This is a genomic window from Alphaproteobacteria bacterium (assembly GCA_035625915.1).
Taxonomy (GTDB): domain Bacteria; phylum Pseudomonadota; class Alphaproteobacteria; order JACZXZ01; family JACZXZ01; genus DATDHA01.
This window is the reverse complement of record DASPOR010000062.1, coordinates 1-11,222: the sequence shown is the minus strand read 5'-3', so window position 1 is coordinate 11,222 and position 11,222 is coordinate 1. Positions and strand designations below refer to the sequence as shown.

Below are 11,222 nucleotides of genomic sequence, written 5' to 3'. Positions count from 1 at the left end.
ATGCGGCGTCGTCCAGTTTCCGCAATGCCTGGCCGAATACCTCGATCGTTCCCGCCACAGGCCTGTTGAGCCCGATAATCGTCCTCAGAAGGACCGACTTGCCGGTGCCGGAGCCGCCGACGATGCCGATCACCTCGCCCGCCCTGACCTCGAGATTGAGTCCGTCATGCACGGTCTGCGCGCCGAAACGATTGACAAGGTCGTGGACGCGAATGATCGCAATGTCGTTTCCGGGGTGCTTGGGCGTCGTTTCGAGAGCGATCGACTGCATGGTGATCCCGGACTTCAAATGTGGAGAACGGAAAAGAGGATTGAAAACGCCGCATCGAGCACGATAACGAGAAAGATCGATTTGACGACCGAACGTGTCGTAAGCCTTCCCACGCTCTCAGCGCTTCGCGCGACGTTCAGCCCCTCGTAACAACCGACCATGGCGATCACGAAGGCAAAGACTGGGGCCTTCACAAGGCCGATCCAGAAGTGGGTGATCGACACCGCCGCTTGGAGCTGACTGAGAAATTGGGCGAGGCTTAGGTTGAGTGTCGTCATCGACATGATGCAACCGCCGACGAGCCCCATAATGTCGGCGTAAAAGGTAAGAAGCGGGAGCGTCACCATCAGCGCGTAGACGCGCGGGAGGACAAGAATCTCCATCGGGTCGAGGCCGATGGTCACCATCGCATCCACTTCCTCGTTCACCTTCATCGTTCCGATTTCGGCGGTGAAGGCGCTGCCCGAGCGACCGGCGACCACGATGGAAGTCACGAGGATAGCCATTTCGCGCAGAATCGAGATGCCGAGGAGATTGACCACGAAAACTTCGGCGCCGAACTTGCGCAATTGATCGGCACCTTGAAAGGTGATGACGACCCCGATGAGGAAGCTCAGCATGCCAACGATCGGCATCGCATCGAAGCCTGTGCGCTGCATATGGCTGACGATCGAGACAAGACGGATGCGGCTTGGATGGCGAATGCTGCGCACCGTGGTGATGCAAAGAAGGCCGTAAAAGCTCAGGAGGCTCGCCGCCTGGTGCGCCACGTCGATCACGTCCTCGCCGACCTCGGCGACGAAACGGAGGAAGGGATTCGCGTGTTGCGCTTCAGGCTCGCGGGCTTTGTCGGCATGCTCAGCCTGGGTCAGGAGGTTTTCGAATTCGGGCCGAAGGCCCGCGAGTCGCACCTGTATGCCGTCCTTGGCAAATTTCTTTGACGTGCGGTGGAGCACCACGGCACCCGCAGTATCGAGCCGCTCGAGGGCTGCGAGGTCCATGAGCACTTCTCGCACGGCACCGGGTGAGAGCGCGTGCAACGGCGCGTCAAGCGCCGCAAGCGACGGAATGGTCCACCGCCCGCCCGCCGCGAAAACGAGGCGGTCTCCCTCGCGCGTTGCCTTGAACCAGCCGTCAGCCTCGGTCATCCCGCTCCTGCCATTACTCCGCGGTCATTCTGTCGCCGCGGCTATCACCCTCGCCGGTGCTGGGTCGCGCGCCTCCGCAAGAACGTCGATGGACGTGGACGGGCCTAAAAACCGCGGCATGACGGTGCCCGCGATCGGCTGATGATGGCTCGCGCCGTTCAGCAACCTGCCCCCTGACATTCAGTCCCTCGTGCGAGGCGCCGACCCGCATCTTCTTTTCGCGCCGGCCACATTAACCGGTCGCATTATAAGTCGAATGTGTTCGAAACAAAAATACCCTAAGGCCTGATATGTCTCGATATTTCAATGCTGCCAATCTATCGCTGATACATCATTGGCAGGTTGAGATCGTGCTCGCGTGCGCAAGCAATCGCTTCGTCATAACCAGCATCGGCGTGACGCATGACCCCACTCGCGGGGTCATTGGTCAGCACGCGCCTCAAGCGCTGGGCTGCGGCTTCGGTGCCATCGCAGACAATCACCATACCGGCGTGTTGCGAATAGCCGATGCCGGTTCCGCCGCCATTATGAATCGAAACCCAGGTCGCCCCGCTCGCACAGTTGAGAAGCGCGTTTAGAAGCGGCCAATCCGCAACCGCATCGGAGCCATCGCGCATTCCTTCCGTTTCCCGATTGGGACTGGCAACCGAGCCGGAATCGAGGTGATCCCGCCCGATCACGATGGGTGCTTCAAGCTCACCGCTTGCGACCATTTCATTGAAGGCAAGACCAACCATCGCCCGCGCGCCGAGGCCGAGCCAGCAGATGCGGGCCGGCAGTCCCTGGAATTTGATTCGCGCTCGGGCCATGTCGAGCCAGTTATGGAGATGCCGGTCGTCCGGGATGAGCGTTTTGACCTTGGCGTCGGTCTTGTAGATGTCCTCTGCTTTTCCGGATAGGGCCGCCCATCGGAACGGTCCCACCCCGCGGCAGAATTGCGGGCGAATGTAGGCCGGGACGAAACCGGGAAAATCGAATGCGTCGGCCAGGCCTTCCTCCTTGGCCACCTGTCGTATGTTATTGCCATAGTCGAAGGTTGGAATACCCATATGATGAAATTCGAGCATGCCGCGCACATGCTCGGTCATTGAGCGGCGCGCGGCGACTTCGACCGCTCGAGGATCGCTTCGTCGCTTTTCCTCCCATTCCGGGAGGCTCCACCCGATGGGCAGATAGCCATTGATCGGATCGTGAGCGCTTGTTTGGTCGGTTACCGCGTCGGGGCGGCAGCGGCGTTCTCCGGCAGCAGCGCGCCGCGCAAGCTCGGGCACGATCTCGCCCGCATTGCCAAGCAGTCCGACCGATACGGCTTGCCCGCGCGCTGAAGCGTCGGCAACGATATCGAGCGCTTGTTCCAAATCCTTGGTCCAGCGGTCGAGGTAGCGCGTCTCGATTCGCTTCTCAATGCGGCTTGGCTGACATTCGATCGCAAGCATCGATGCTCCCGCCATGGTCGCCGCAAGGGGCTGTGCTCCACCCATGCCGCCGAGTCCAGCCGTGAGGACCCAACGACCGGCGAGCTTGCCGTGGTAATGCCGGCGTCCCATCTCTGCAAAGGTTTCATAAGTGCCTTGCACGATGCCCTGGCTTCCAATGTAGATCCAGGAGCCCGCGGTCATTTGGCCGTACATCATAAGTCCGGCTTTATCGAGTTCGTTGAAATGCGTCCAGTCGTTCCAGTGCCCGACGAGATTCGAATTGGCGATCAATACACGCGGCGCATCCGCATGCGTCTCGAAAACACCGACGGGCTTGCCCGATTGGACGAGCAAGGTCTGGTCTTCGCGCAAGTTCTTGAGCACCTCGACGATGCGGTCGAAACACCGCCAATCGCGCGCCGCGCGCCCGATGCCACCATAGACCACGAGCTCCTCCGGGCGTTCAGCGACCTCGGGGTCGAGGTTGTTCATGAGCATGCGAAGGGGCGCTTCGGTCTGCCAGGAGCGTGCGGAGAGCACGGAGCCGCGCGGCGCTTTGATGCGGCGCGTGTTATCGACGCGGCCGACGTCTTGCTGCTGCTTTGCCGATCCCATTGAAACCTCCACTGCCCGGTCAGCCTCACGCCCGTGCGAGACTTTGTGCCACGCGGCGATAGGCATTTGTGATGCGATCCTCATCCCCGTGGTGGTGGTCGCGCACGACCCAGTGCCCGCCGACCATCACGTGCCGCACAGCACCGCGCGCACTCGAGAAGACGAGGCTGTCGAGTGCCAAATCTCCGACACGGCCGACGAGAGCGGGATGCTCCTCGTCGATAACGAGCAAATCGGCTTGATTGCCGACCGCCAGGCCACCAATCGCCTGGCCGAGCGCCTGCGCCCCTCCCGCGATCGAGTGATGCCAAAGCCGCGTTCCGAGCGAGGTGCCAGGCGGGTCGATCTCGAGGCTACGCCGTTCCCGCGAGAGCCGCTGGCCGTAGTGCAACCAGCGAAGCTCCTCCGCCGGATCGACGACAATGTTGCTGTCAGTGCCGATGCCGAATCGCCCCTCTTCGGAAAGATAGTCGCGCAAGGGGAAGAGGCCGTCGCCAAGGTTTCCTTCCGTGGTCGGGCAGAGTCCGGCAACCGCACCCGAGCGGGCAAGTCGTTGGCGCTCGTCGTGCTCGATGTGGGTTGCGTGAACGAGGACCCACCGACCATCGATATGGGCATTGTCGAGCAGCCAGCGCACAGGCCGTGTCCCGCTCCATGCAATGCAGTCGCGCACTTCTTTTTCCTGTTCGGCGGCATGGATGTGGATCGGGGCCGTCGGATCGATGCGGTCGATTATCGAAACAGCGGCATGGAGCGACTCGGGAGGAACGGCGCGCAAGGAATGCGGCGCAAGTCCAAGGCGGAATGCCCGAGTGTCATGCGCGAGCTTTGCCACGCGCTCGAGGAGATCGGCAAACGCGTCCGTCTCCTTGACAAAGCGGCGTTGGCCGGGGTTAGGCGGCAGCCCGCCGAAGTTCCCCGTTTGATAGAGCACGGGGAGGAGCGTCAGGCGAATGCCCGCCCTTCCAGCACCGGCGGCGACGCGTTCGGAAAGCTCGGCGGGATTGGCGAACGCGGCCCCCGTCGGATCGTTGTGGAGATAATGGAATTCGGCAACCGACGTATAGCCCGCCTTCAGCATTTCGAGATAAAGCTGTGCTGCGATCGCTTCGATCTCCTCGGGGGTGAGGCGATCGAGGAAGCGATACATCACTTCTCGCCAGCTCCAGAAATCGTCGCCCGTCGGGCCGGCCCGCTCCGCCAAGCCCGCCATCGCGCGCTGGAAGGCGTGGCAATGAAGATTGGGAATACCGGGGAGCACGAGGCCAAACGTCTCATGGGCACTACTTTCGCCGGCGCGAACCGGTCCCACGGCAGCGATTGTGCCGCCACCATCGACTTCGATGCGGAGGTTTTGAGCCCAACCAACCGGCAGAAGAGCCGATTTCGCGTGAAGTATCTTGGTCGCCGCCACGGTGACGATTTCTTTCACGATTTCCCAGGCCGAACCTTAAATTAGACGCTTGCGAAGGTAGAGGGAAGCTCGCTCAGCGCGGATGGAGGCCGAGTTCGATGGCGAAGTGGGACAGGATCTGGATCAACGCAAGCGTCGCGACGATGGAGCCCGAGGGAAGTCCTTACGGAATCGTGCGCGATGGCGCGATCGCGGCGGCAGGCGGCCGGATCGCTTTCGCCGGTGCGCGCAGCAGCCTCCCCGGCCGACCGGAGGATCTGGCGCGAGAGGTGATCGATTGCAAGCATGCCTGGATCACGCCCGGCCTCGTAGACTGTCACACGCACATTGTCTTTGGCGGCAATAGGGCCCACGAATTCGAGCTGCGCCTAAAGGGGGCAAGCTACGAAGAGATCGCACGGGCAGGAGGCGGAATCCGCTCGACCGTCGCTGCGACGCGCGCTGCCAGCGAAGACGAACTTTATCGCGCGGCCAGGGGACGGATTGCACGCTCGATGGCGGAAGGCGTTACCACGCTCGAAATCAAGTCCGGCTACGGCCTTTCGACGGAGCATGAGATCAAAATGTTGCGCGTCGCCCGTAGACTCGGTCGCGACCTGGCGCTCGACATTGTCACCACGTTTCTCGGCGCCCATGCAGTGCCTCCCGAGTACGAAGGACGGCAGCGCGATTATGTAGCGTTGGTCTGCCGCGACATGATTCCCGCCGTCGCGAGCGAGCGGCTCGCCGACGCCGCCGACGCATTTTGCGAGAAGATCGCATTCACGCCTGAAGAAACCGCCGCCGTATTCGAGTCGGCGCGGTCCCACGGGCTTCCGATCAAGCTCCACGCCGATCAGCTCTCCGATCTCGGTGGTGCTGCGCTCGCCGCCCGTTTCAAGGCGCTTTCCGCCGACCATTTGGAATATACCTCCGAGGCCGGAGTGGAAGCGCTGAGCGCCTCGAAGACCGTCGCTGTGTTGCTGCCCGGCGCATTCTATTACCTGCGGGAGCGTCAACATCCGCCCCTCGATGCGCTCCGGCGTCACAATGTGCCAATCGCACTCGCCTCCGATTGCAACCCCGGGTCGTCACCCGCACTTTCATTGTTGCTGATGCTCAATCTCGCCTGCACGCTCTTTCGGATGACGCCGGAAGAAGCGCTTGCGGGCGTCACGCGTTCCGGGGCGACGGCACTCGGACTGGGGCAAGATCGCGGTCGGCTTGCCGTAGGCATGCGCGCCGATATGGCGGTTTGGCAAATCGATCATCCGGCCGAGCTTGCTTATTGGCTGGGGAACAATCCCTGTATCGCTGTTGTGAAAGACGGAAATCCTCGTGCTCTAATTTAGCCGAGGGTTGTAAAAATTTTATCGCTGTCGAGAATTATTGGTCTCTATTATTCCTAATTTGGGCGAATCTTTTATATCCCGCCCCTTTAGTAGTTTGAGCTCATAAACATAATTACCGTACTCTTGCGTATCGCGAAGTTTTTACTTGCGAACTTGTCGCGCGTAACAATAATCTCTCCGCGCTGAGGAGAATTGCCTGCGGCAAGTCGCGTCAGTCGTTGCCGAGGCCGAATTCGATTTCTAGAGCTTTGTCCGTGCTGGCACATGCAACGCGCACGCACGACGCGCGATGCGGGTAGCGGCCCGATTTGGAGGCATGCATTCATGCGGAAACGTCTCGATATGTTGTTGGTCCTTGCGTGCGGGGCGGTCTTTGGCGGCTTCATCGCAACCGCGTCGGCGTCTGCCGAAACGATCAGGATCGCTCATTCGACTTGGGTCGGCTACGGCCCGCTCTACATCGCGCAGCAAAAAGGCATCTTCAAAGAAAACGGCGTCGACGTCGAATTGATCGTCATTGAGGATCCGAAGGAAAGCTTTCCGACAATGATGGCCGACAAGGTTCAGTTGATCGCGAGCACGGTGGTCACCGCACCCCTTTATTTGAAGAAGGCGACAGACTTCCAGTACGTGGTCGCGATCGACGATTCGAATGGCGGCGACGGCATCGTCGCCAACAAGGACATCACGTCGATTGCAGGCCTCAAAGGCAAGAGGGTGGCGGTCAACGAGGGCTCGATCTCCCAGTTCTATCTCGATGTCCTGCTTGCCAACGCAGGGCTCAGGGAATCCGACCTTCAGACCGTGAACATGACCGCGGGCGATGCGGGTAGCGCCTTCGTTTCGAAGCGGGTCGACGCGGCGGTCACGTGGGAGCCGTGGCTCAGCAAGGGCAAGGCGAGCGATCACGGACATCTTTTGGTCGATAGCTCGACCACGCCGGGCCTGATCACGGACGTGGTGGTTGCCAAGACCGCTTGGGTCAATTCGCACCGAAAAGAGGTCGAGGCGATCGTGAAATCGTGGAACGAGGCCGTCGCCTATTATCGGGCGAACCCCGACGAGTCGATCGCCATCATGGCGAAAGGCGTTGGCGGATGGCTCAAGGATCCGAAGGACTTCAAGGAATCCTTGTCGGGCATCAAATTCTTCGGCGGCGATGACAACAAGGCGTTTTTTGGCACGAAGACGAACCCAGGCCCCATTTATCGGACCGTCGAGAAAGCAATCGACGTGTGGTCGAGCCACGGCAAGCTACAGGTCAAGGTCACGCCCGACGAATTGATCAACGACAGCTTCGTCAACGGCTGATGCGATCGCTGCTCGACGCGTACGCAACACCCAAAAAGGAGATTCCGCGACGTGCTTACCTTTCGGTAAGCGCGATAATGGTTGGGTCGATCGTCCTCATCTGGTTCTTCCTGGCCTATAGCGGGCTGGTGCGGGAGGATTTCCTGCCCACACCGGTCGCCGTCTTTGTCGCGGGAATCAACGGCGTTGGCGATGGTTCTCTGTTGACCAATACAGCGGTCAGCGTCGGTGAGATCATGTCCGGCTTCATCCTGGCGTCGATCCTCGCGGTACCGCTTGGCATTCTCATGGGGAGCTTCAGAGTGGTCGAGGCCGCGATCGAACCGGTGACGAACTTCGTTCGGTACCTCCCGGTTTCGGCCCTCATCCCGCTCCTCATTCTTTGGGTCGGAATCGGAGTCGAGGAGAAAATCGCGGTCATATTCATCGGCACATTTTTCCAGCAGGTCGTCCTGGTCGCCGACGTCTCGCGCGGCGTCTCGAGCGATCTTCTGGACGTGTCCTATACGCTCGGCGCGGGCAGGCGCACGGTCGTCAGTCGCGTTCTCATCCCCGCGACGATGCCGGGTGTGATGGACACATTGCGGGTAACACTCGGTTGGGCATGGACATATCTGGTGGTGGCCGAGCTGGTCGCCGCCAATAAGGGCCTCGGGTACTTCATACTCAGCTCGTTGCGGGGGCTTTTCACCGACCAGATTTTTCTCGGCATCGTGGTCATCGGTCTTCTGGGGCTGCTCACGGACAAGCTGTTCAAAGTTTTTCGAAATCGGCTTCTGCCCTGGGCCATGAACGTTTGAACGGCCGGTTGTCGGGGATCATGGCAAACCTTCGAATCGACGACGTCACCCTGCGGTTTGCACCCCGAGGGGCCGATCCCGTCACCGCACTTGAGGGAATATCCCTTGGCGTGAGGGAAAAGGAGTTCGCCGTCATTGTCGGCCCTTCCGGTTGCGGCAAGTCGAGCCTTTTGCGCCTCGTCGCCGGTCTCGCTTCGCCCAGTGCAGGTTCCATAGAGCTAGACGGCAAAAAAGTAACCAGGCCCGGAAAGGACCGGGGAATGGTGTTCCAGTCCTACACCCTCTTTCCCTGGCTCACGGTTCGACGCAATGTTGAATTCGGCCTCGAGGTCGCCGGGATCGATGCGGCGAGCCGCACGCGAATTGCAAGAACATTCATCGCCCAGGTCGGGCTCGAGGCCTTCGAGAATTCCTATCCGAAGCAGCTCTCGGGCGGGATGATGCAACGCGTAGCACTCGCCCGCGCACTCGCCAACGATCCTGAAATTCTTTTGATGGACGAGCCGTTCGGTGCGCTCGATAGCCAGACCCGCTCGCTCATGCAGGAGCTTCTGCTCAATATCTGGCAACGTTCGCAAAAGACGGTGCTTTTCATCACCCACGACATCGACGAGGCGATTCTGCTGGGCGACCGAGTCTATGTGATGACCGCGCGACCTGGGCGGATCAAGGAGATGGTGGCGATCGACATTCCCCGCCCGCGCTCGGTCGACTTGCTCACGTCCGGAACCTTTATCGGAACCAAGGGCCGCATCATGGCGCTCATTCACGAAGAGGCCGTGCGCGCGATGGGTTGAGCGCTAGACTAGCCCGTCCGTACCCAATCCCCGTCGAGCTTGCTCGAACCTAGCGCGGGTCTTCGGTTGTCCCTGTTTCGCCGTCCTCGAGATGGGCTTCCTCTGTCGCTGCGTCGAGTATTTGGCGGCGTAGTCTCTCGTGATCGGCAAGCGCCTTGCGGCGGTGCTCATCGCGCCAGAGCTGGCTCACTTTACTGACGTAAGGTAACCGGGCCGAAGGGCTTGCCGAATGATAGCGGGCGACGGCATCTGTCCAATCGAACCCTCCATTATGAAGAGTCTTGAGCAGGTTCGCGGCGTAAATCGTGTTTTCCATGGGGTCGAACGCTGCGTCGAGCGACTTGAACGCGCGCGGATGATATTGGAGGTTCACTTGCAGGCAGCCAACGTCAATGTTCGTGATTCCTTGCGCGTGGAGCTGGATCACCGCCGCAATGGCTTCTGCCTTGGTCGGATAGTAGTGCCCTTCCCCACCCGCGGTGACGGTCCACGGCCAGGCATAATTTGCCTGTTTGCCCGGCAACCACCTCCCTGATTCGACGCGTGCGATCGCGGCAAGAAGCTGGCTGGGAATGTCGAGCGCTTCCTCGGCTGCGGCGATGACCATCCCGCAGACTTGCGACGGCCAGCCGGCCTCGGGTGCGGACTTCGCTTGTGCTGCACCCCAGCCAAGCGACAGGACGATCGAACTCGCTAGACCAATGGCCCTCAAGACGATCGGCAAAATTTTCCGGCGTGCATCCATGGCGCCGGGAAATTCGCAATCGGCGTGCCAGCAAGAATCCGCGGCGCGTATTGCACGTTATGCTGCAGCGCGGCAGCGGCGAACTTTCCGATGCCGAGCTGGTGGATCGGCCGAGCGGTTGTTCTCCTCAAAATTATGTTGAATCAATGAATTAAAAAATTTGGTTTGATTTTTTCCGGTACATCTGATGTATTGTGCATTGCGGCAATGCGTTTCACCGTTTGGTGGGGCGTGTCGCATGCCCTCTTTGGGCGTTTCCTCCCTACACTTGGGCCGCGCATTTGCGCGGCCCTTCTTTCTCATGAGCTCCGCTGATGCTCGACACTAAGGCTCGGGCGGTGTTGTGCCGCCCGGACCGAGGGCGCGCTGCATGAGCACGATGTCCACCCAACGGCCGAGCTTGTAACCAATCGAAGGCAGGCGCCCGACTTGCTCGAAGCCCATTGCCATATGTGCGGCGACCGAGCTCGACTGGCCGGCATCGCCAATGACGGCGATCATTTGGCGATAGCCGAGCGTCCTGCAGCGCTCGATGAGGACGCGAAGGAGCGTCCGTCCGATGCCTTGGCGCAGGGAATTGCGGTCGACATAGACGGAGTCCTCGATGGTATAGCGATAGGCCGATCGGACGCGATACTGTCCTGCGTAAGCATAGCCAACAATTTCTCCGCGACGCTCCGCTACAATGTAGGGCAGGCCGCGTTTGAGAATCTCCGCGCATCTGGCCGACAACTCATCGCGGTCGGGCGGCACTTCCTCGAACGAAGAATACCCGTGAAGCACATGGTGACTGTAGATCCCCTGGATCGTCTCCATATCGGCGCCGCGCACGTCGCGCACGAGAATGTCGGGAAACGCTTGCGCGGTCGGCTCTGGCGAAGAAACGTTCATCGCTCGACCTTCAATCGGCAACGAGCATTGCTGGAAGCCGGGCGCGGAGGTGGGCCGCAAGGGCCTTCATGCAATCCGCGATCCTGGGCAGGCCCGAGTTACGCTTAATCCTTGCTTCGTCCATGTAGAGTGCCCGGTTGATCTCGATCTGAAGGGCGTGGACACCGCTTGCCGGCGAGCCGTAATGCTGCGTCGTGAACCCGCCAGCGTAAGGATTATTGCGCACAACCTCGAATCCTTCGTTGCCAAGGAATCGCTCGACGGCATCGATCAAGGCCGGGGCACACGCTGTTCCGTGGCGATCTCCCAAAACCATGTCGAAGCGCCGTCGCCCGGCGTCCTCGTCCATTGGGCCGCCCACGGACGGCATCGAGTGGCAATCGATCAGGACCGCGACACCGAAACTCTCAGCGGTAGAATCGACGAGGCGTTTGAGTGCCATGTGGTATGGTCGATAGAGTTCATTGATTCGGTGAAGCGC

At 60.5% G+C, this 11,222-nt stretch carries 11 protein-coding genes; 4 read left to right on the top strand and 7 right to left on the bottom strand.

What is annotated here, in order from left to right; translation table 11 throughout:
• The 4 genes from VEJ16_05705 to VEJ16_05690 all read right to left on the bottom strand — a co-directional run.
• Window positions 1-271 (bottom strand): ATP-binding cassette domain-containing protein (locus VEJ16_05705; GenBank protein HYB09143.1); only part of this gene is annotated, 271 nt, incomplete at its 3' end.
• 14 nt (window positions 272-285) lie between these two features.
• A complete protein-coding gene (locus VEJ16_05700) occupies window positions 286-1,419 on the bottom strand; it encodes an MlaE family lipid ABC transporter permease subunit (GenBank protein HYB09142.1) in 1,134 nt (377 codons plus the stop codon).
• 317 nt (window positions 1,420-1,736) lie between these two features.
• A complete protein-coding gene (gene hutU / locus VEJ16_05695; protein ID HYB09141.1) occupies window positions 1,737-3,452 on the bottom strand; it encodes a urocanate hydratase in 1,716 nt (571 codons plus the stop codon).
• A 25-nt stretch (window positions 3,453-3,477) separates the two neighbouring features.
• A complete protein-coding gene (locus VEJ16_05690) occupies window positions 3,478-4,884 on the bottom strand; it encodes a formimidoylglutamate deiminase (GenBank protein HYB09140.1) in 1,407 nt (468 codons plus the stop codon).
• An 80-nt stretch (window positions 4,885-4,964) separates the two neighbouring features.
• Here VEJ16_05690 and hutI point away from each other — a divergent pair, with 80 nt between their 5' ends.
• The 4 genes from hutI to VEJ16_05670 all read left to right on the top strand — a co-directional run bounded on the left by hutI (window position 4,965) and on the right by VEJ16_05670 (window position 9,105).
• Complete coding sequence (gene hutI, locus VEJ16_05685; protein HYB09139.1) at window positions 4,965-6,197, top strand: imidazolonepropionase; 1,233 nt, start codon at window positions 4,965-4,967, stop codon at window positions 6,195-6,197.
• A gap of 324 nt (window positions 6,198-6,521) precedes the next feature.
• Window positions 6,522-7,508: an ABC transporter substrate-binding protein gene (locus tag VEJ16_05680; protein ID HYB09138.1), complete on the top strand. Its 987-nt coding sequence runs from the start codon at window positions 6,522-6,524 to the stop codon at window positions 7,506-7,508.
• Window positions 7,509-7,585: 77 nt separating this feature from the next.
• Window positions 7,586-8,308 carry an ABC transporter permease gene (locus tag VEJ16_05675; GenBank protein ID HYB09137.1) on the top strand — a complete coding sequence of 241 codons (723 nt, stop codon included), beginning with the start codon at window positions 7,586-7,588 and terminating at the stop codon, window positions 8,306-8,308.
• A gap of 20 nt (window positions 8,309-8,328) precedes the next feature.
• Window positions 8,329-9,105, top strand: a complete 777-nt coding sequence (locus tag VEJ16_05670) for an ABC transporter ATP-binding protein (protein HYB09136.1) — start codon at window positions 8,329-8,331, stop codon at window positions 9,103-9,105.
• Window positions 9,106-9,154: 49 nt separating this feature from the next.
• Here the strand turns inward: VEJ16_05670 and VEJ16_05665 are convergent, their stop codons facing one another.
• The 3 genes from VEJ16_05665 to VEJ16_05655 all read right to left on the bottom strand — a co-directional run.
• Complete coding sequence (locus tag VEJ16_05665; GenBank protein ID HYB09135.1) at window positions 9,155-9,850, bottom strand: transglycosylase SLT domain-containing protein; 696 nt, start codon at window positions 9,848-9,850, stop codon at window positions 9,155-9,157.
• A 324-nt stretch (window positions 9,851-10,174) separates the two neighbouring features.
• A complete protein-coding gene (locus VEJ16_05660) occupies window positions 10,175-10,741 on the bottom strand; it encodes a GNAT family N-acetyltransferase (protein HYB09134.1) in 567 nt (188 codons plus the stop codon).
• 10 nt (window positions 10,742-10,751) lie between these two features.
• Window positions 10,752-11,222: N-formylglutamate amidohydrolase (locus VEJ16_05655; protein HYB09133.1), on the bottom strand; the 471-nt coding region annotated here is incomplete at its 5' end.